Source organism: Neisseria sp. P0021.S005 (assembly GCF_051956955.1).
The window spans coordinates 1-19,680 of sequence record NZ_JBQCWY010000017.1 but is presented as its reverse complement, the minus strand read 5'-3'; the positions used below and the strand labels follow the sequence as shown (position 1 = coordinate 19,680).

Genomic DNA, 19,680 nt, shown 5'->3' with positions numbered 1-19,680 from the left:
TTTCGTTGTTTGAAATTAGAGTATGGTTGTCTTGGTGCAATATTATTCTTAATTTGAAACAGCTATGCAAGATGGAACAATATTCCATCGATTGAATTTTATTTACAACATCTATTCTTCAAGGAGACGGTATGAAATTGCTCGTTATTGGTAATGGTGGACGTGAACACGCACTGGCTTGGAAATTGGCGCAGTCGTCTAAGGTAAAAACTGTCTTTGTTGCACCTGGTAATGCCGGAACGGCAATTGAGCCTAAACTACAGAATATAGCGTTGACAGCACATCAAGATTTGATTGATTTTTGCCGTAATGAAAATATTGCCTTTACCGTAGTCGGCCCTGAAGCGCCTTTGGCTGCCGGTGTGGTGAATGATTTCCGTGCTGCCGGGTTGAAGATTTTTGGCCCGACTCAATACGCGGCCCAGCTGGAGAGCTCAAAAGATTTTGCTAAAGCATTTATGGCAAAATATAAGATTCCAACCGCGCAATACCAAACCTTTGAAAATGCCGATGCGGCACATGATTACGTCAACCAAAAAGGTGCGCCAATTGTTATTAAGGCGGATGGCTTGGCTGCCGGTAAAGGCGTGATTGTCGCCATGACTTTGGATGAAGCCCATGCCGCTATCGACGATATGTTGTTGGGCAATAAAATGGGCAATGCAGGCGCGCGCGTCGTGATTGAAGATTTCCTGCAAGGCGAGGAAGCGAGCTTTATCGTTATGGTGGACGGCAATCATGTTTTACCGATGGCAACCAGCCAAGACCATAAACGCCTGCTGGATGACGACAAAGGCCCTAATACCGGCGGTATGGGCGCATACAGCCCTGCTCCGGTGGTAACGCCTGATGTGTACGAGCGCACGATGAATGAAATTATTTTGCCGACTGTGGCAGGTATGAAAGCAGAAGGTCATGAGTTTACCGGCTTTTTATACGCGGGCTTGATGATTAATAAAACCGGTGCGCCTTATACCATCGAATTCAACTGCCGTTTCGGCGACCCTGAAACCCAGCCGATTATGAGCCGTTTGGATAGCGATTTGGTGGATTTGGTTGAAGCGGCAATCGACGGCAAACTGGATAGTGTTGCTGCCGAATGGAACCCGCAGACTGCAGTAGGTGTGGTGTTGGCCGCACAAAACTATCCTGGCTCTCCGAAAAAAGGCGATGTGATCTTCGGCTTGGATAAGGCCAATCAAACTGGTAAAGTTTTCCATGCCGGTACTGCAACGAATGAAAAAGGCGAAGTGGTAACTAACGGCGGCCGTGTGTTGTGTGTAGTCGGTTTGGGCGATGATGTTGCACAAGCTAAGAGCAAGGCTTATGAGGCATTGGAAACCATCCGTTTTGACGGTATGCAATACCGTAAAGATATTGCCGATAAAGCCATCAACCATTAATAATGAATAGAAATAGGCCGTCTGAACACAGATTGTCCGACAATCGCAGTTTCAGACGACCTTGGTATATGATGATGTTCCCCAGAATTTTATCGGCTGCAGCCCAACGCAAGCTGCAGGCGCATCTTAAAAAAGGCGGTTTGGTCGCCTATCCTACCGAGTCTTGCTATGGCTTGGGCTGTGTCCCTACTTTGCTCAAAGCACTCAACCAATTGATTCATCTGAAAAAACGACCTCAACACAAAGGTATGATTGTCATTGGCCATAGCTTGGAACAGTTGCAACCTTTGCTGCAAAGGCCGTCTGAAAATATCCAAACCATGCTGCATGAAGCATGGCCGGCTCCGAAAACTTTTTTATTGCCGGCCGGCAAAAAAGTATTGCCTTCGTTACGAGGAAAAGGACGCAGTAAATTGGCTGTCAGGGTTCCAGCGCACGCAGGTGCAAGGCGTTTGTGTCAGGTTTTGGAAATGCCTTTAGTCTCTACTTCATGCAATCGTGCAGGAAAACGGGCGTGCAAAACAGAAAGAGAAGTCAGAAGACAGTTTGGCAGGAAAGTTTGGATTGTAGGCGGATTGATAGGTAAGCAGAAAACGCCCAGCCAGATTATTGACGGAGAAACAGGGGCAAGGCTGCGTTAAAGATGGGCTGTATCATCAAAGGAAAGGTGTTTATTTGGAGAAGAAAATTTTTTCCAAAAGATTGGAATACCTGTGTGAAAAGCATTTAGCGCAGATCCAGTTTGATGCATGGTAGTCTGTAAATACAGCTCGATTAAGTAGATAGTAAGTCAGTAAATAGAGTAAAAAGCAGTATTTTGTGAAATGCCCTTGCAAAGAATGAAGCAAATTTTGAGCGTGAATGAATCGCTGTAATAAATTATTTTTGAATAAACAAATTTTGTGGATAAATTTGAAGATAAATTTCCATCAAAACATAAAAAGGCCGTCTGAAACTTGATATTTAAAGCATTCAGACGGCCTTTTAAATATTTAAAGTGTGGATAACTTTGTGAATAAGTGTGGATTAAAGCTTATGTCCGCACACTGTTTCGTATTGTTTTTCAGTAATCGTGCCGCTCATGACGCTCATTGGGCGGATGCTGGTCGGAGTATAGCTTTGGTTGGAAATTACCCGGCCGTGTTCGTCCATCAGTTGCAGCGCTGCCAGGCGATAGGTTTTGTTTGAGCAATGAATTTCCCAGCTGCCGATGGCTGTTTTATAGGCCGGCGTGTTGACGAAACGTTCCTCTTTCAGTTTGGAAACGGTTTTTTTATCGCGGAAAGTAACCAGTGCGCCATTTCTTTTAATGCTGCTTCTATCAATAGCCACTTTGATATTGCCTTCAGAGATGGTGCCGATGTTGGTCCAGCTGCCGCCGCCGCTCGATGTGGTGGTTGTTTCACAGGCACTCAACATCAAAGCCGCAAATACGGTTGCAGCTAGGGAAAAACGTTTGATATTCATAAAACCTCATTATTTACAGAAAGTCAGCCGATATTATCCGTGAAGATGGCATATATCGTAAATCGATTTTGCAAAGTTGAACCTCTGAAAAGAATTTTATGAAAAATACGCTGAAAAGGCCGTCTGAAACCTGTCTTTCAGACGGCCTTGGAGTGTAAAATCATGTATAATTGCAAACAATTTGGTTTTCATCCCATAGGAAGATCCGACATGATTAACCCTATCGCTGCACTTTCCCCATTAGATGGCCGCTACGCCAAATCCGTTGAAGCATTGCGTCCGATTTTCTCCGAATACGGCCTGATGCGTGCGCGTGTCAAAGTTGAATTAAACTGGCTCAAAGTCCTTGCCGCCGAACCTAAGATTGTAGAAGTTCCTGCTTTCAGCGATTTTACGCTTGCCGAAATCGACAAAGTGATCGAAAACTTCTCGCTTGAAGATGCTGCCGCCGTCAAAGCTATTGAGGCGACCACCAATCATGATGTCAAAGCCATCGAATATTGGCTTAAAGAACGCTTCTCCGGCGTGCCTGAAGTGGCTGCTGCCAGCGAGTTCATCCACTTTGCCTGCACCAGCGAAGACATCAATAACCTGTCCCACGCTTTAATGCTGCAAGAAGCGCGTGAGACTGTTTTGCTGCCGAAACTGGCCGAAATCATCAAAAAACTGACCGGCATGGCGCATGAGTTGGCTGCCGTCCCTATGATGAGCCGCACGCATGGCCAGCCTGCGACACCAAGCACATTGGGTAAAGAAATCGCCAATGTCGTGTACCGCCTGCAACGCCAGTTCAAAAACCTGCAAGCGCAAGAGTTCCTCGGCAAAATCAACGGCGCAGTCGGCAACTACAATGCCCATATGGTCGCTTATCCCGATGTGGATTGGGAAACCCATTGCCGCAACTTCGTTGAAATCAGCCTCGGCCTGACCTTCAACCCCTACACCATTCAAATCGAGCCGCATGACTATATGGCGGAATTCTTCCAAGCCATCAGCCGTGTCAACACGATTCTGATCGACTTCAACCGCGATGTTTGGGGCTATATTTCTTTGGGTTACTTCAAACAAAAAGTTAAAGCAGGCGAAGTCGGTTCTTCCACCATGCCGCACAAAGTCAATCCGATTGACTTTGAAAACTCCGAAGGCAACCTCGGTATGGCCAATGCCGTATTGGGCTTTTTGTCTGAAAAACTGCCGATTTCCCGTTGGCAGCGCGACCTGACCGACAGCACCGTATTGCGCAATATGGGCGTAGGCGTGGGCTATACCATATTGGGCTTTGCCTCCCATCTGCGCGGTCTGAACAAGCTTGAGCCGAATCCTGCCGCCCTTGCTGCCGATTTGGACGCTACTTGGGAGCTGCTGGCCGAGCCGATTCAAACCGTAATGCGTCGTTACGGCGTAGCCAATCCTTACGAGAAGCTGAAAGACCTGACACGCGGTAAAGACGGCATTACGCCTGAAGTGTTGAAACTCTTTATCGAATCGTTGGAAATTCCGGCAGAAGCCAAAGCCAAATTGCTTGAGCTGACCCCTGCGTTGTATGTGGGTAAGGCCGAAGAGTTGGCAAAACGAATTTGATTTATAAAAAAGCCATTTGAATCTTCAAATGGCTTTTTTTGAATTAAATATATAGTATGAAAATAATGAAGAAAGTTTTAGATGTTTAAATATTTTCCAAGTAAGGAAAATTTGATTATATGGTTACCAATCGGCTTGTTAGTCAGTATATTACATTTTCATGGAAAAATTCCTTTTAAAAATATATTTGATACTTTTATGGGTTTGACTCCAATATATGTATTATTGGCATATCTTCATTTTCTTAGGTTTCTACAATTATGTAATTTTCCGTATCTTGTTTCTATTCAAATAGAGGCAAGAATTATTGATGTTTTAAATAGTATTGTCTCTTTTCTAATTGGATTTTCGATATGTACAAGTTTTTTTATACCCTTTTGGAAAGAAAGTTCTAAAGGATATCTCTTTCTTTTATGTTTTAATATTGCGGTTCTAGTGTTTACGATGCTTCCTATATGCTTGCATTTATGGAAAGAAATTAGAGATAAAAAAATTAAATATATTTTGATATCAGTAATGTATTTAATACTTTCTGTTGCATCATTTTATGACATGACCAAATAAATTATAAATTTAAGGCCGTCTGAAATCTTTTTCAGACGGCCTTTTTCGATTCAATCCGTTATTTCACTTTGTCTTTCAATGCACCGTAGCCGGCTGCGTCCATTTCTTCCAAAGGAATGAATTTCAAACTTGCGCCGTTGATGCAATAGCGCAGGCCGCCTTTGTCTTTCGGGCCGTCGGGGAAGACGTGTCCCAAGTGTGAGTCGGCGGCGTGGCTGCGCACTTCGGTGCGGCGCATGTTATAGCTGAAATCGTCGTGTTCGGTAACGGCGGAGGCATTAATTGGATGGGTAAAACTCGGCCAGCCGCAGCCGGAATCAAATTTGTCGGCAGAGCTGAACAGGGGTTCGCCGCTGACGACGTCCACATAAATGCCGGGTTTGAACAGATGGTCGTATTCGTGGCTGAAGGCGTATTCGGTCGCGCTTTTTTGGGTAACTTGGTATTGCTCTTCGGTCAGGAGGCGTTTGAGTTCGGCAGCGCTGGGTTTTTTATACGTTGCCGCGTCAAAGCCTTTGCCTTGCGGAGCGGCTTTGGTTTTGCCCGGCAGCGGTTCGTCGGCTTTGCGGATATCGATGTGGCAGTAGCCGTTGGGGTTTTTAATCAGATAGTCCTGATGGTATTCCTCGGCGTCGTAGAAGTTTTTCAGCGGCTCGTTTTCGACGACGAGGGGAAGTTTGTATTTTTGCTGCTCGCGTTTGAGTGCGGCGGCGATGACGGCTTTTTCGGCGGGGTCGGTGTAGTACACGCCACTGCGGTATTGCGTGCCGGTGTCGTTGCCTTGTTTGTTGAGGCTGGTCGGGTCAACGACGCGGAAATAGTATTGCAGGATGTCGTCTAGGCTGAGTTTGTCGGCATCGTAGGTGACTTTGACGGTCTCGGCATGGCCCGTATCGCGGTAGGACACGTCTTCGTAGCTTGGGTTTTCCGTTTTGCCGTTGGCGTAGCCGGATACGGCGTCAATCACGCCGTCTATGCGTTGGAAATAGGCTTCCAAGCCCCAAAAGCAGCCACCGGCGAGGTAGATGGTGCGCGTATTCATGATTGCTGAATCCTTTTTCTGTGTGTCGGGTTTGTAAAATGTGTTTTTCAGACGGCCTATATCGGCATTCGGGTCGCGGATTAAAGCCAATGCCTGCGCTTCGTTGATACTGCCCTTGACGATGCGCTGCACGCCGCCGTCTTTGCCGATTAATGCCCATGAAGGGTAAACACTGATATTCAGGCTTTGGGCGATGGAGCCGCCGTTGTCGGTCACAACGGGCAGCTTAGGATAGTTTAAACCGGCATACCATTTTTGGAAGTCGCCGTCTTTTTTCTCGTGCAGAAAACCGGGCGAGGCAACGGTAATCAGGTTGGCAGAACCGAATTTTGCATCTTGCGCCCATTTTTCGGTTTGTCCCAATTCGGACAAACATAAAGGACACCAACTTGCCCAAAATTTAATCAGGGTGGGTTTGTCTTTTTTCAGGAAAACACTGGCAGGGCGGTTGTCAGGGGTTTTCAATGAGGACAATGCCTGCGGTACGGTTGCGGCTTCGGTATCCATTATTTTGGATGAGCAAGCGCCAAGCGCAAGCAGGCAGCCGAACTTGGTGCAAAGTGAAAATAATGTGCGGGGATTCATCTCTATGTTTCCTGTGTGGATGGTTTGTCTCGTTAGACGTTGGAAATGCCAAAACCTGACAACTTGATTTTCAGACGACCTTGCCACGTAAAATACGCTACAATACTCCCTATTTCAAGTTTCTAAAATTAAAAGGAAAATTTAATGTTCAGCTTCTTCCGTCGCAAGAAAAAACAGGAAACTCCGGCTCCCGAGGAGGCTCAAGTTCAGGAAACCGCAGCAAAAGTAGAATCTGAAGTTACTCAAGTAGTTGAAAATATTAAAGAAAATGCCGAATCTTTAGCAGAAAGCATCAAAGGGCATGTTGAATCAGTTGTCGAATCGGCTGTTGAAACTGTCAGCGAAACTGTCGAGCAGGTTCGGGAAGCTTTGACCGAAACGCCGTCTGAAACAGTCGAAAAAGTAGAAGAACACCTTGAAGCGGCAAAAGAAGCAGCCGTTGAAACCGTCAGCGAGACTGTTGAACAGGTAAAGGAAACCGTTGCCGAGATGCCGTCTGAAGTGGCCGAGGCTACTGAAGAAGCAGCGGAACAGGCTGAGGCGGCAAAAGAAGCAGCCGTTGAAACCGTCAGCGAGGCTGTTGAACAGGTTCAAGAAACCGTTGCCGAGATGCCGTCTGAAGTAGCTGAGGCTGCTGAAGAAGCAGCAGGACAGGCCGAAGCAGTCAAAGAAGAAGCTGTTGAAGCAGTTAGCGAGACTGTCGAGCAAGCTCAAGAAGCCGTTACGGAAACACCGGCTGAAGCCCCTGCTCCGGTAGAAGAACCCAAGCTCAGTTGGGCTGCGCGTTTGAAACAAGGCTTGACCAAATCACGCGATAAAATGGCGAAATCGCTGGCCGGCGTATTCGGCGGCGGACAAATTGACGAGGATTTGTACGAAGAGCTGGAAACCGTGCTGATTACCAGCGATATGGGCATGGAAGCCACCGAATACTTGATGAAAGACGTGCGCGACCGTGTCAGCCTCAAAGGCCTCAAAGACGGCAACGAATTGCGCGGCGCGCTGAAAGATGCGCTGTACGACTTGATTAAGCCTTTGGAAAAACCTTTGGTCTTGCCGGAAACCAAGGAGCCTTTCGTGATTATGCTTGCCGGTATCAACGGCGCAGGTAAAACCACATCTATCGGCAAATTGGCCAAATACTTCCAAGCGCAGGGCAAATCTGTATTGCTGGCGGCAGGCGATACTTTCCGTGCCGCCGCGCGTGAGCAGCTTCAAGCTTGGGGCGAGCGCAATAATGTGACTGTGATTTCGCAAACTACGGGCGATTCCGCAGCAGTTTGCTTCGATGCCGTCCAAGCTGCGAAAGCGCGCGGGATTGACATCGTGCTGGCCGACACCGCCGGACGCCTGCCAACGCAGCTTCATTTGATGGAAGAAATCAAAAAAGTGAAACGCGTGCTGCAAAAAGCCATGCCTGATGCGCCACATGAAATCATCGTTGTTTTGGATGCGAACATCGGTCAAAACGCCGTCAACCAAGTAAAAGCCTTTGACGAAGCTCTGGGTCTGACCGGCCTTATCGTGACCAAGCTCGACGGTACGGCCAAAGGCGGCATCCTTGCCGCCCTTGCCTCAGACCGCCCAGTTCCTGTCCGCTACATCGGCGTAGGCGAAGGCATCGACGATTTGCGTCCGTTTAATGCCAAAGCGTTCGTAGATGCCCTATTGGATTAAACAGACAGGTTGAGGTTTGTAAACGCAGTTTGCGGGGGATTTCTGAGCCGTATTTTGAAAGGCTTCGCATTCGGTTGGTACAAAAGCCAAACAGGCTGTTAAAAAGGCCGTCTGAAACCTAAAATCAGGTTTCAGACGGCCTTTATTTATTTACGGGTTTAGTTTTTCCGTGCGGTAACAAACTTTGCCAGTTGGCGCAGGCGCAGGGCTTTGTCGCCGAATGGCTCGATCAGGGCAACGGCTTCTGCAATCAGCGTTTCTGCGTAAGTGCGCGCGGCCTGCAGGCCCATCAGTTTGACGTAGGTCGGTTTGTCGTTGTCCGAGTCTTTGCCGGCGGTTTTGCCCAAGGTGGCGGTATCGGCTTCGCAGTCCAATACATCGTCGATCACTTGGAAAGCCAAACCTAATTTGGCGGCGTAGCGGTCTAAGGTTTGGATTTGAGCCGGTGTTAAGTCTGGGCAGGAAAGTGCGCCTAAGGCCACGGCCGCGCGGATGAGTGCGCCGGTTTTGAGGCTGTGCATCTGTTCCAATTCGGCCTGATTCATGGCTTTGCCGACATTGGCAAGGTCGATAGCTTGTCCGCCCGCCATGCCGAGGCTGCCGGATGCCTGGGCCAGCGTGGACAACATGGCAAGCTGACGTTCGGCAGGCAGGCCTGTCGGACGGCTCAGTACATCAAAGGCTTGGGTTTGCAACGCATCGCCGACCAAAAGGGCGGTTGCTTCATCGTATTGCACATGGCAGGTCGGTTTGCCGCGGCGCAGACTGTCGTTGTCCATCGCCGGCATATCGTCGTGAACCAACGAATAGACGTGTACCATTTCGATGGCCGCCATCGCCTGCTCGACGGCATTTTGGTTTGCTTCGCCCAATTCGGACGCGGCAAGCACCAAGAGTGGACGCAGCCGTTTGCCGCCGCCGAGGGTAACGTAACGCATGGCTTCGTGCAGCGTGTGCGGAACTTGGCTTTCAGACGGCAAGAAATGCGCCAGCAGCAATTCGGTTTGCGCTTGGGCTTTTTGTTGCCATGTTTTGAGTTCATTCGCCGGGTTCAAGGTTCAACTCCTTCAGTTCGCCGGCATCCAAGACTTGCAGTTTCTGCTCGACTTCCGCCAATTTGGTTTGGCAGTATCTGACCAATTCGTTGCCTTCCTGATAGGCAGCCAGGGCGTCTTCCAGCGGCATTTCGCTGCTTTGCATGGCCTGGGTCAGGGTTTCGAGGCGGGATAAGGCTTCTTCAAAGGATTGGGGGGCGTTTTTTTTCATGGTTTGAAATGATGGGCAGAAAGGGGGAATTGTAGCATTTTTAGATGATGAAGGCCGTCTGAACAGGGATGAAAACGAAATCAAAGATTTCTGTTTCTTTGTTCAGACGGCCTTTTTTCAAACGAAATAACGTTATCAACCCGGTAAAACGGCTTTTTGATAGTTGAGCGCGATAAACTGCTTCTCGGCATCCAATTCAGTGATTTTGAACAATGCCTGCGATTTGGGCAGCGCGTCAAACGGAATACCGGTCGCGCGCGTTACCAGCGGCAGGCCTTCAATGCGGACGAGGTCTTCTTTGAGGATGGTGGCCGTCAGCTCGCTCGTGCCTTGCTGCTGCAGATAGACGAGGCTCCAGTAGGCTTCCATTTGGCGTTGGAAGTCGGCGTAGGCTGTATAGGCGGCATCAAAGTCGCGCAGCGCGGCGAAAAGCTCGGCATCGCTGTTTTGATACAGTGGCTCGGCAGAGTCGTCGATCAGGCTGATCAGCTGCTTTTGGTTGATGTAGTCGGCGGCGCGGCGCAGAGGCGAGGTAAACCAGCCGTAATGCTGCACGCCCATGCCGATGTGCGGCTCGGATTTGGTGCTCATGCGCACTTTGCCTGCCGGTTGGACGCGGAAAAGGCCGGGCAGCTCGTTTTCATCCAGCATTTGTGCCCAAGTGCTGTTGGCAAGAATCATCATCTCGCTGACCAGCGTATCAATGGGCGAACCGCGTTCGCGGCGGACAACGGATACGTTGCCTTCCTCATCCAATTCGATGCTGTAATCGTATTGCGGCGCACGGTCGGGCTCGTATTTGCCGCGCGCTTTTTGTAAGGCGATGGCAAATTGATAGAACCAAATCAGGTCTTGATGGTGGGCAAACATCATTTCGCCTGCTTCGTCCAAGCCAGTTTCGGCGTTGAAATGCGGCTCGATGGTTTGAATGCGCAGGTTTTCGGCGATGTTGACCGCTTCGATTTTGCAGGTCGGCTCGCCGACGTTGAACTCGCTATCTACATCGAAATAAATGCTGATGGAAGGGCGGTATGCGCCTGCATCAAGGCTGAACGCGGCAATCCAGTTTTCGGGCAACATAGTGATTTTGCCGCCGGGGAAATAAACCGTGCTTAAGCGTTCCATGATGTTTTTTTCCATTTTGTCGCCTTGTTTAATGGCAAGCGACGGCGCAGCGATGTGGATACCGACGTGTTTCATGCCATTGCCCAAGTCGGTCAGGCTCAAGGCGTCATCGACTTCGGTGGTCGATTCGTCATCAATGGAAAAGGCGGTAACGTCAGCCTTAGGCAAGTCAGGCATTTCAGGAAGCGGAAGGTCGGGGAAGCCTGTTCCTTTTGGGAAATATTTGATTTCAAACCCGTCTTGCAGGTATTGGGGAATGGACGTAATACCGCCCGTTTTTTTCGCCAGTTCGTAGGCCGAGGTTTTCAATGCATCGGCGGCTTTGGTAAAGGCTTTGTAGGTCAGTGACTGCTTGTCGGGCGCGTGTAAGATGGTTTTCAAATCCGCCGCGATTTCAGACGGCATCTCGCCGCGTTTCAAGGCTTCCGCCCAAGCGTCGATTTGCGCGTCTTGCTGTTTTTTGCGTTCGATGGCGGCAAGCGCTTGTTTCAAAGTTTCTTCAGGCGCGGCTTTGAACACGCCTTTGGCTTTTTTGTAGAAATACATCGGCGCGGCGTACAGCGCAATCAAAGTTGCCGCCAGCTCGGTTTTGGTCGGCGCGTGGCCGTAATATTCTTCGGCGATGGCTTCGGCGGTAAACTCCTCTTCGCCGCATACTTCCCACAATAAATCGGTGTCGATGTCCGCTGCCTGTGCCTGCGCGTTCTCCAAAAATGCCGCCATATCGCCGTCAAACTCGGCAAAGACATTGTTTGCCTTCACTTTGGTGCGTTTGCCGTGTTGGGTATCGACTTGGTAGGTGGCGTCGTTTTTTTGGACGATGGTGGCGACTTTGAATTGGCCGGACTCTTCGTAAAAGATATTCATTTTTTTAGGATTTTATGATTTGTAGGAAACGCGTGATTTTAGCAGATTTGCACAAGAAAGGCCGTCTGAAAAACATACTTTCAGACGGCCTGTTCAAACGGCGGATGATTAATACTGATATGCCGCCAGTTTGCGTTTGATTTCAGGCAGGGCGGCGCGTGCGGCTTGTTCGCCCAATTGGATGGCGCGTTGTTTTTGGTCGAAACCGCCAACCGAACCCAGCTCCAAAACCTGCGGTTTGATGACCACATTGGCTTGGCCCAATTCTTGGTGTAAGGCGGTTTGGCTCATCACGTTGAAGGTTTGGTCAAGATAGGAGAACATGCCTTGGCTGACGTTTTTGGCCGGACGGGCGGAAATATCGACGGCAATGATGAAGTTTGCGCCCATTTTTTTCGCCGCGCTGACCGGTACGGGCTGAGACAGGCCGCCGTCCACATATTTGCGGCTGCCGATAACGACAGGTTGGAACACGTTCGGAATCGAAGCAGAAGCGCGGACGGCCTGTCCGGCATTGCCTACGTTGAACACCACCGGTTTGCCGCTTTCAAAATCGGTCGCAACGGCGGCAAATTTGATGGGAAACTGCTGCATCGGGCGGTTGCCGACTTTGCGGTTGATGTAGTTTTGCAGTTTTTCGCCTTTGATGAAGCCGCTGGTGGACAAGGTTAAATCCACTAAATCGGTTTTACCCAAAATTTCCGCTTCCAATTCGAGGCGGTCGGGCGACATTCCCGAAGCGTACATACTGCCGACAATCGAGCCTGCGGATGTGCCGGTAACGATTTTGACCGGAATATTGTTTTCTTTCAAAACCTTAATAATCCCGATATGGGCAAAACCTTTGGACGCGCCGCCGCCCAAAGCCAGCGCAACCGTGGCTTTCGGTTTGGGTGCAGTATGCGAAACCGTATTTTGACCCTGCGTAGAAGGTTTGGATTGCGGCGCGTTGCCGCTCGGACAGGCAGCCAATACCAAGACGGACGAAGCGGCTAAAAACGTTTTGAATGTGGAAAAAAGTTTATTCATGTTCAGACAGCCTTTAATATGTCGAAAGGGTTATTTTACTCTGAAATTAAGTCGAAAGGCCGTCTGAAATCAGGTTTCAGACGGCCTTGTAAATCCGGCTTAAGCCAATTCGAGCTGTTTTTCCAAACTTTCGACCAGCTGGTCGTCCAAATTCAAAGCTTGGGACAAACGGCTCAGGAACACGATTTCCTTGCGCGACAAGTCCGCGCAGACCAATCGGGCCGCCAGATAAGTTTCGGCTGCCAAAGCCTCGTCGCTGCCGACCGAAGCGGCAATTTGCTCGATGGAGGCCGGTTGCGCATATTCCGCCTGCAACCATGCCGCAGTTTCCGCATCGCTGCCGCTTTCACGCTCGATGGCCGCGCGTTCCGCATCGTCAATCAGGCCGTCTGAAGCCGCCGCCGCAATCATCGTTTGCAAAATCACACGGCTGTGGTTTTCACCAATCAGACCGGCAGGTTGGAACGCACTTTGCGGCAATTCGTCCTGCTGGCGGTTTTGTTTCCAGTTTTGATAGCCTTTATAAGCCAGAAAACCCAAAGCAGCGACCGAGCCGGCCTTTACCAGCTTCTTCGTGTTTTTCTTTTTCAACAGCATCGATGCCAAAGCACCCGTCAGCGCGCCGCCGCCGAAAGAATTGAGCGGGCTGTCCGCTACCGCTTTGCCGCCTTTTTGAGCCGCACCCAAAACCTGATTGAGCAACTGACTGAAATCCATAAAAAAATCTCCTGAAAACAAATACATTGCAAATATAGGGCAGAAACACCTAAAAACCAAGCCAAAGAAAGTTAAAAGGTGCAAACAAGTTTTCAGACGGCCATAGCCGACTTTCGGTACAATCACACCATTCCAAACAATAAACCCCATCATGACCGATACCGCCCAAATCATTACCAGCTATGGCCGCCGCTATATTGTCCGCACTCCCGACGGCCAAACATATGACGCCACCACCCGCAAAAAACGCGTCGATTTCGCCTGCGGCGACCAAGTCCGTATCAGCCCCATCAACGGCGAACAAGTCGTGATTGAAGACTACCTCCCGCGCGAAAGCCTGCTCTACCGCCAAGACGCGTGGAAAACCAAACTGATTGCCGCCAACGTTACCCAACTCCTTATCGTAACCGCCGCCAGCCCCTCACCCAGCGAAGCCCTGTTGCAACGCGCCCTCCTCGCAGCCGAAGCGGCCGGCATTAACGCCGTCATCATCCTCAACAAAGCCGACCTCCCCGAAACCGCCCAATGGCGCGAGAAACTTAAATTCTACGAAACCCTCGGCTACTCCGTGGTCGAAACCAACGCATTGGAAAACGCCGACATCCTGCGTCCCATTTTAGAAGGGCAAACCAACATCCTGCTCGGACAAAGTGGCATGGGCAAGTCCACCCTGACCAACGCCCTACTCGGCAACCAAGCCGCCCGAACCGGCGACATTTCCACCGCGCTCGACTCCGGCAAACACACCACCACCCACGCCCAACTCTATGATTTAAACGCAGAAACCCGACTCATCGATTCCCCCGGCCTACAAGAATTCGGCCTGCACCATCTCCAAGCCGCCGATTTATTGCAATACTTCCCCGACCTGCGCCACCTTATCGGCCAGTGCCGTTTCCACAACTGCACCCACCGAGCCGAACCCGGCTGCGCCGTCAAAGCCGCTGCCGAATCAGGCGAAGCCAAACCCGAGCGCATCGAATTTCTGCAACGCGTTACCGATGAATTGTTGAGATAAAGTTTTAACGGAAATAAGCGTTTGGATAAATAAAAAGGCCGTCTGAAATTTTCAGACGGCCTTTTGTTGAAGCATAACCAAATTTACCTTTCAACCGGTATCGCTACCTTAGCGGGAAAGAGAAGGTGCTTTTCGTGGCGGATTGATCATGAGAAGCACGGCTTCTTCAATTTGTTTGTCCTCCCGATCATGGAGCTCTACCGGAAACTTCAGACGCAACACTGTAACAATAGCGCCAACCGATAAGCCTGCATCATGAAGCAACTCAATTTCTTTAAGTATCGGTGCGGAAAGGTTTAACATGGTTTCTCCTTATGGTTTGGATAAGCCTTAGCCCACTTTATCCCCGGGCTGTGCGCCTGCGTCAACGTCGAGGAGCTTCAGTTTGCCCTCGGCTGTGGCGGCGGAGAGGATCATGCCTTCGGATACGCCGAATTTTGCCATTTTGCGCGGGGCGAAGTTGGCGACGGCGATGACCATGCGGCCGTTCAATTCAGCAGGATTTGGGTAAGACGCGGCGATGCCGGAGAAGATGATGCGTTTTTCAAAACCGAAATCGAGGTCGAATTTCAGGAGTTTGGTGCTGCCTTCGACGGCTTCGCAGTTCAATACTTTGGCGACGCGCATATCGATTTTCATGAAGTCGTCAAAGCTGGCCTGTTCGGCGACTTTTTCGTATTTGCTCTCTTCGGTGGCAGGCGCGGCTGCTGCGGCGATGCTTTGTTTGTTGGCTTCGATTAAATCGTCCACTTGTTTTTGCTCCACTCGTTGCATTAAATGTTCGTATTTGTTGATGGCATGTTCGCCCAAGGTTTCGCATGTATTTGCCCAGGTGATGGCTTCCAAATTCAGGAATTTGGCGGCGTTTTCGGCCACTTTCGGCAATACGGGGGCGAGGTAGGCGGTCAACATGGTAAAGGCGTTGATGAGCTCGCTGCATACTTCGTGCAGGCGTGCGTCTTGGTCTTCTTGTTTCGCCAGTTCCCAAGGTTTGTTGGCATCAACGTATTCGTTGACAATGTCTGCCAAGGCCATGATATCGCGCAGGGCTTTGGCGTATTCGCGGCTTTCGTAGCATTCGGCAATGGCTTCGCTTTGCGCAGTCAGTTTTGCCAGCAATTCGCTGTCGGCAACGTCTTTCAGACGGCCTTCAAAGCGTTTGGCGATGAAACCTGAAGCGCGGGCGGCGATGTTGACGTATTTGCCGACGAGGTCGCTGTTGACGCGGCTGATAAAGTCTTGTAGGTTCAAATCGATGTCTTCGATTTTGCTGTTGAGCTTGGCGGCGATGTAGTAGCGCATCCACTCAGGGTTCAGGCCTTGTTCCAGATAGGATTTGGCGGTGATGAAGGTGCCGCGCGATTTGGACATTTTTTGTCCGTCCACAGTCAAAAAGCCGTGTGCGTACACTCCGGTCGGGGCGCGGTGGCCGGAGAAATGCAGCATGGCAGGCCAGAACAGGGCGTGGAAATAGAGGATGTCTTTGCCGATGAAGTGGTACATCTCGGTTTGGCTGTCGGCTTTGAAGTATTCGTCGAAATCGACGCCGATGCGGTCGCACAGGTTTTTAAACGACGCCATGTAGCCGACGGGCGCGTCCAGCCAGACGTAGAAATATTTGCCCGGCGCGTCGGGGATTTCGAAACCGAAATACGGCGCGTCGCGGGAGATGTCCCAGTCGGACAGGGTGGTTTCTTCGCCTTCGCCCAGCCATTCTTTCATTTTGTTGAGGGCTTCGGCTTGCAGATGGGGCTTGCCGTCGTGCGGGTTGTTGCCGGAAGTCCATGCTTTGAGGAAGTCGGCGCATTCGCCCAGTTTGAAGAAGAAGTGTTCGGATTCGCGCAATTCGGGTTTGGCACCGGATACGGCGGAATACGGGTTGATCAGTTCGGTCGGGGAATAGGTCGTGCCGCAGACTTCGCAGTTGTCGCCGTATTGGTCTTGGGCGTGGCATTTCGGGCATTCGCCTTTGACAAAGCGGTCGGGCAGGAACATTTGTTTTTCGGGGTCGAAAAGCTGCTCGATGACGCGGCTCTCAATCTTGCCGTTGGCTTTCAGCGCGCGGTAAATGTCTTGGGAAAACTGTTTGTTTTCAGGGGAATGGGTGCTGTAATAATTGTCGTAGCCGATGTTGAAGCCGGTAAAGTCGGCGAGGTGCTCTTCGCGCACTTTGGCGATCATATCTTCAGGCGCAATGCCTTGTTTTTGCGCGGCAAGCATCACGGGCGTGCCGTGGGTGTCGTCGGCGCAGCAGTAGTAGCATTCGTGGCCGCGCAGTTTTTGGAAACGTACCCAAACGTCGGTTTGGATGTGTTCGACCATGTGGCCGAGGTGGATGCTGCCGTTGGCATACGGCAGCGCGGAAGTGACAAGGATTTTGCGTGTCATGGTTTGTGCTTTTAAAAACAATGGATAAAGATGTCGGGAATTATACCGCAAAACAATACGCAAAGGCCGTCTGAAACCCGATTGCCGGTGTTTCAGACGGCCTTTTATTTATCGGCTGCGTATGGGATCAACCGTGTACGCGTTCGATTTTTGCGCCTACGCCGCCAAGTTTTTTCTCGATGTATTCATAGCCGCGGTCGAGGTGGTAGATGCGTTCGACGATGGTTTCGCCTTCTGCGACCAAGCCTGCCATGACGAGGCTGGCAGAGGCGCGCAGGTCGGTTGCCATCACGACGGCGCCGGAGAGTTTTTCTACTCCTTTGATGTAGGCGGTGTTGCCTTCGGTGGTGATGTCTGCGCCCATGCGGTTGAGTTCAGGAACGTGCATGAAGCGGTTTTCAAAAATGGTTTCCACCACGCGGCTGCTGCCTTCGGCAATGGCGTTCATGGCCATAAACTGCGCCTGCATGTCGGTTGGGAAGCCCGGGTGGACGACGGTACGGATGTCCACGGCTTTCGGACGTTGTTGCATGTCGATGGAAATCCAGTTGTCGCCGGCTTCGATGATGGCGCCGGCTTCGGTCAATTTGTTTAACACGACTTCCATGGTTTTGGGAGCGGCATTGCGCAGGACGACTTTGCCGCCGGTCATGGCGACGGCGCAGAGGAAGGTGCCGGCTTCGATGCGGTCGGGAACGACGCTGTGTTCGCAGCCGTGCAGCTCTTTTACGCCTTCGATGGTCATGGTTGCTGTACCGATGCCGCTGATTTTTGCGCCCATTTTGACGAGGCATTCGGCCAAATCGACGACTTCGGGCTCGATGGCGCAGTTTTCGAGGATGGTGGTGCCTTCGGCAAGCGTGGCCGCCATCAGCAGGTTTTCGGTACCGCCTACGGTCACGACGTCCATGGTGACGCGCGTGCCTTTCAGACGGCCTTTGGCTTTGACGTAACCGTGTTCGATGGTAATTTCCGCACCCATGGTTTCTAGGCCTTTGAGGTGTTGGTCAACCGGGCGCGAACCGATGGCGCAGCCGCCGGGCAGGCTGACTTGGGCTTCGCCGAAGCGGGCGAGGGTCGGGCCCAAAACCAAGATGGATGCGCGCATGGTTTTCACCAGTTCGTAAGGTGCGCAGGTGTTGTTGACGGTGCCGCCGTTGATTTCAAATTCGGAGATGTTGTCGGTCAAAACACGTGCGCCCATGCCTTGCAGCAGTTTTTGGGTGGTTTTGACGTCGGCGAGCATGGGTACGTTTTTCAAGCGTAAAGTGCCGGAAGTCAGCAGACCGGCACACATCAGCGGCAGGGCGGCATTTTTCGCGCCGGATACGATGATTTCGCCGTTGAGGGGGCCGTTGGCAGAGATTTTGAGTTTGTCCACAGGATGTCTTTCGTTATTTGTCCGCACGGCTTATGCCGCACAAATGAAATGAGATGGATAATAAACCATCAATTATAAGGGATTATGCCCTTGCTGTTAGATTTGGCAGTATTAAATTTTCACAAGGTTTGTTTACGTTGCGAAAGGATAAGATTTCAGGCCGTCTGAATGGTTCAGACGGCCTGTTTGCCAAGGCTTATTTTTTGGCTTTGAAGCCCAAGAGGTGTTGTGTGGTGGCCAGCCATGCGCCGAATACGCCCAGCGCGATGACGAAGCCGAATACCAGCGACACTTCGCTAAATGTGAAGAAACGCCAGCCGATGTTCAGGCCGTAGGGTTTGAAAATCGCGTCCACCAGCGGCCGTACTTCTGCCAGCAGCCAAGCCGACAAGCCCAAGCTGACGGCGGCGGAGAAAATACTCTGCCACATTGCCTGATAAAGGAAAGGGCGGCGGATGAAGGAAGCAGGCGCCCCCAATAGCTTGGTGATTTCCAGCTCTTCCTTACGGCTGAGGATTTGCAGGCGGATGGTGTTGTGTGCCACCAAGACAAAGGCCATGCCCAATGTCAGCGAGAGGAACCACAAAATCTTGCGGATAAATTCGTTAATACGATAAAGAGTTTGTACCCATTCGGTATCCATGGTTGCCGATTCGACGCGCGGCAGTTTGGTAATGTCTTTATAGATGGCCTGCATCTGATCCGGAGAAGTGGCAGGGTCGGGCGTAACGATAAAGACGTCGGGCAACGGGTTGCCATCGAGCATGGAAACAAGGTTTTGGTCGAGATTGGTCTGCAATTCTTCCAAACCTTCCTGCTTGCTGATAAAGCGGACTTTATCGATACGGCTGTCGCGTTGGAGCAGGTTTTTCACCGTATCGGCATCAGAACTTGCCGCATCGGTGTCCATATAAACCGTAATCTGCGGCGACTCGTTGAGTTTGCCCAACACGCTTTGTCCGCTTTGGATACCCAAATACATAAACAGCGGCAAGGTCATGGCAACGGCAAGCATGAGCAGGGTCAGCAGTGTGCCGATGGGTTGGCGCAGAAGCTCTTTGAGCGCGGCGCGTGCCGATTCGACGTGTAACGAGATGTAGTGAATCATGCTCATGCGAGGCGTCCTTTCTGCAGGCGCAAGACGCGGTGGCCGTAATCCGCCATCAGCGTTTCATCGTGCGCCGCAACGATCACGGTCGTGCCTGCTTCATGGAAGGTTTTAAACAATTCCATAATATCCAGCGCGTAGGCGCGGTCGAGGCTGGCGGACGGCTCGTCGGCAATCAGCAGGCTGGGTTGGTGAACCACTGCGCGTGCAATGCACAAACGCTGCTGTTCGCCGCCGGACAAAGTGATGGGCATATCGTTTTCGCGGCCTTTCAAGCCGACTTTCTCAATCGCAATACGCGCGCGCTCTTCCGCTTTGCGCGGCTGGTAGCCGCCAATCCGCAAAGGCAGGATAACGTTTTGCAAGACATTGCGGTCGTAGAGGATTTTGTGGTCTTGGAAGACAATGCCGATATGTTGGCGCATAAAGCCGATCTGATTGTCGCTCAAGGTGCCGAGGTCT

At 50.9% G+C, this 19,680-nt stretch carries 17 protein-coding genes; 5 read left to right on the top strand and 12 right to left on the bottom strand.

The features are described from left to right. The first annotated feature begins 131 nt into the window (after positions 1 to 131). A complete protein-coding gene (gene purD, locus ACTHUE_RS02365) occupies positions 132 to 1,403 on the top strand; it encodes a phosphoribosylamine--glycine ligase (protein WP_440361244.1) in 1,272 nt (423 codons plus the stop codon). A 71-nt stretch (positions 1,404 to 1,474) separates the two neighbouring features. Further along, complete coding sequence (locus ACTHUE_RS02360) at positions 1,475 to 2,044, top strand: L-threonylcarbamoyladenylate synthase (RefSeq protein WP_440361265.1); 570 nt, start codon at positions 1,475 to 1,477, stop codon at positions 2,042 to 2,044. A gap of 385 nt (positions 2,045 to 2,429) precedes the next feature. Here ACTHUE_RS02360 and ACTHUE_RS02355 read toward each other — a convergent pair whose 3' ends face one another. Next, a complete protein-coding gene (locus ACTHUE_RS02355; protein ID WP_004519182.1) occupies positions 2,430 to 2,870 on the bottom strand; it encodes a surface-adhesin E family protein in 441 nt (146 codons plus the stop codon). Positions 2,871 to 3,080: 210 nt separating this feature from the next. Here ACTHUE_RS02355 and purB point away from each other — a divergent pair, with 210 nt between their 5' ends. Next, positions 3,081 to 4,451, top strand: a complete 1,371-nt coding sequence (purB, locus tag ACTHUE_RS02350) for an adenylosuccinate lyase (RefSeq protein WP_150540555.1) — start codon at positions 3,081 to 3,083, stop codon at positions 4,449 to 4,451. Positions 4,452 to 5,073: 622 nt separating this feature from the next. Here purB and msrAB read toward each other — a convergent pair. After that, positions 5,074 to 6,642, bottom strand: coding sequence for a bifunctional peptide-methionine (S)-S-oxide reductase MsrA/peptide-methionine (R)-S-oxide reductase MsrB (gene msrAB, locus ACTHUE_RS02345; protein WP_150540556.1), 1,569 nt, complete (start codon positions 6,640 to 6,642; stop codon positions 5,074 to 5,076). 144 nt (positions 6,643 to 6,786) lie between these two features. On the opposite strand from msrAB, the gene ftsY reads away from it, so the two are divergent. Beyond that, positions 6,787 to 8,319 (top strand): signal recognition particle-docking protein FtsY, encoded by a 1,533-nt coding sequence (gene ftsY / locus ACTHUE_RS02340; RefSeq protein WP_191620588.1) that lies wholly within the window; start codon positions 6,787 to 6,789, stop codon positions 8,317 to 8,319. Positions 8,320 to 8,477: 158 nt separating this feature from the next. On the opposite strand, the gene ACTHUE_RS02335 is transcribed toward ftsY, so the two are convergent. The 5 genes from ACTHUE_RS02335 to ACTHUE_RS02315 all read right to left on the bottom strand — a co-directional run bounded on the left by ACTHUE_RS02335 (position 8,478) and on the right by ACTHUE_RS02315 (position 13,323). Beyond that, the gene (locus ACTHUE_RS02335) at positions 8,478 to 9,374 is read right to left on the bottom strand and encodes a polyprenyl synthetase family protein (RefSeq protein WP_004519176.1); all 897 of its coding nucleotides are present in this window, start codon (positions 9,372 to 9,374) and stop codon (positions 8,478 to 8,480) included. Further along, the gene (locus ACTHUE_RS02330) at positions 9,358 to 9,585 is read right to left on the bottom strand and encodes an exodeoxyribonuclease VII small subunit (protein ID WP_003681131.1); all 228 of its coding nucleotides are present in this window, start codon (positions 9,583 to 9,585) and stop codon (positions 9,358 to 9,360) included. Before ACTHUE_RS02330 ends, ACTHUE_RS02335 begins: the two co-directional genes overlap by 17 nt. A 135-nt stretch (positions 9,586 to 9,720) precedes the next feature. Then, positions 9,721 to 11,577, bottom strand: a complete 1,857-nt coding sequence (locus ACTHUE_RS02325) for a ribonuclease catalytic domain-containing protein (protein WP_440361245.1) — start codon at positions 11,575 to 11,577, stop codon at positions 9,721 to 9,723. A gap of 108 nt (positions 11,578 to 11,685) precedes the next feature. Further along, positions 11,686 to 12,606, bottom strand: coding sequence for a patatin-like phospholipase family protein (locus tag ACTHUE_RS02320; protein ID WP_440361246.1), 921 nt, complete (start codon positions 12,604 to 12,606; stop codon positions 11,686 to 11,688). Between the two features lie 99 nt (positions 12,607 to 12,705). Further along, the gene (locus tag ACTHUE_RS02315; protein ID WP_049349212.1) at positions 12,706 to 13,323 is read right to left on the bottom strand and encodes a tellurite resistance TerB family protein; all 618 of its coding nucleotides are present in this window, start codon (positions 13,321 to 13,323) and stop codon (positions 12,706 to 12,708) included. A 151-nt stretch (positions 13,324 to 13,474) separates the two neighbouring features. Between ACTHUE_RS02315 and rsgA the strand changes: the two genes are divergently transcribed. Further along, complete coding sequence (rsgA, locus tag ACTHUE_RS02310) at positions 13,475 to 14,341, top strand: ribosome small subunit-dependent GTPase A (RefSeq protein WP_440361247.1); 867 nt, start codon at positions 13,475 to 13,477, stop codon at positions 14,339 to 14,341. A gap of 108 nt (positions 14,342 to 14,449) precedes the next feature. Here the strand turns inward: rsgA and ACTHUE_RS02305 are convergent, their stop codons facing one another. The 5 genes from ACTHUE_RS02305 to ACTHUE_RS02285 form a co-directional block, all read right to left on the bottom strand. After that, a complete protein-coding gene (locus ACTHUE_RS02305; RefSeq protein ID WP_371508841.1) occupies positions 14,450 to 14,644 on the bottom strand; it encodes a virulence regulator in 195 nt (64 codons plus the stop codon). 27 nt (positions 14,645 to 14,671) lie between these two features. Continuing rightward, the gene (gene metG, locus ACTHUE_RS02300; RefSeq protein WP_440361248.1) at positions 14,672 to 16,729 is read right to left on the bottom strand and encodes a methionine--tRNA ligase; all 2,058 of its coding nucleotides are present in this window, start codon (positions 16,727 to 16,729) and stop codon (positions 14,672 to 14,674) included. Between the two features lie 127 nt (positions 16,730 to 16,856). Continuing rightward, entirely contained in the window at positions 16,857 to 18,110 is a 1,254-nt protein-coding gene (gene murA, locus ACTHUE_RS02295) for a UDP-N-acetylglucosamine 1-carboxyvinyltransferase (RefSeq protein ID WP_049335701.1), read from the bottom strand. Between the two features lie 196 nt (positions 18,111 to 18,306). Then, complete coding sequence (gene ftsX / locus ACTHUE_RS02290; protein WP_003747810.1) at positions 18,307 to 19,224, bottom strand: permease-like cell division protein FtsX; 918 nt, start codon at positions 19,222 to 19,224, stop codon at positions 18,307 to 18,309. Beyond that, positions 19,221 to 19,680, bottom strand: a 460-nt coding sequence (locus ACTHUE_RS02285; protein ID WP_440419220.1) for a cell division ATP-binding protein FtsE, incomplete at its 5' end; no start/stop codon positions are given. The genes ACTHUE_RS02285 and ftsX, both read right to left, overlap by 4 nt.

Excerpts from the sequence above, each read along its gene's own strand:
- purD (WP_440361244.1), top strand. The coding sequence starts at position 132 with ATGAAATTGCTCGTTATTGGTAATGGTGGACGTGAACACGCACTGGCT.
- ACTHUE_RS02360 (WP_440361265.1), top strand. The coding sequence starts at position 1,475 with ATGATGTTCCCCAGAATTTTATCGGCTGCAGCCCAACGCAAGCTGCAG.
- ACTHUE_RS02355 (WP_004519182.1), bottom strand. The coding sequence starts at position 2,870 with ATGAATATCAAACGTTTTTCCCTAGCTGCAACCGTATTTGCGGCTTTG.
- purB (WP_150540555.1), top strand. The coding sequence starts at position 3,081 with ATGATTAACCCTATCGCTGCACTTTCCCCATTAGATGGCCGCTACGCC.
- msrAB (WP_150540556.1), bottom strand. The coding sequence starts at position 6,642 with ATGAATCCCCGCACATTATTTTCACTTTGCACCAAGTTCGGCTGCCTG.
- ftsY (WP_191620588.1), top strand. The coding sequence starts at position 6,787 with ATGTTCAGCTTCTTCCGTCGCAAGAAAAAACAGGAAACTCCGGCTCCC.
- ACTHUE_RS02330 (WP_003681131.1), bottom strand. The coding sequence starts at position 9,585 with ATGAAAAAAAACGCCCCCCAATCCTTTGAAGAAGCCTTATCCCGCCTC.
- ACTHUE_RS02325 (WP_440361245.1), bottom strand. The coding sequence starts at position 11,577 with ATGAATATCTTTTACGAAGAGTCCGGCCAATTCAAAGTCGCCACCATC.
- ACTHUE_RS02320 (WP_440361246.1), bottom strand. The coding sequence starts at position 12,606 with ATGAATAAACTTTTTTCCACATTCAAAACGTTTTTAGCCGCTTCGTCC.
- ACTHUE_RS02315 (WP_049349212.1), bottom strand. The coding sequence starts at position 13,323 with ATGGATTTCAGTCAGTTGCTCAATCAGGTTTTGGGTGCGGCTCAAAAA.
- rsgA (WP_440361247.1), top strand. The coding sequence starts at position 13,475 with ATGACCGATACCGCCCAAATCATTACCAGCTATGGCCGCCGCTATATT.
- ACTHUE_RS02305 (WP_371508841.1), bottom strand. The coding sequence starts at position 14,644 with ATGTTAAACCTTTCCGCACCGATACTTAAAGAAATTGAGTTGCTTCAT.
- metG (WP_440361248.1), bottom strand. The coding sequence starts at position 16,729 with ATGACACGCAAAATCCTTGTCACTTCCGCGCTGCCGTATGCCAACGGC.
- ftsX (WP_003747810.1), bottom strand. The coding sequence starts at position 19,224 with ATGAGCATGATTCACTACATCTCGTTACACGTCGAATCGGCACGCGCC.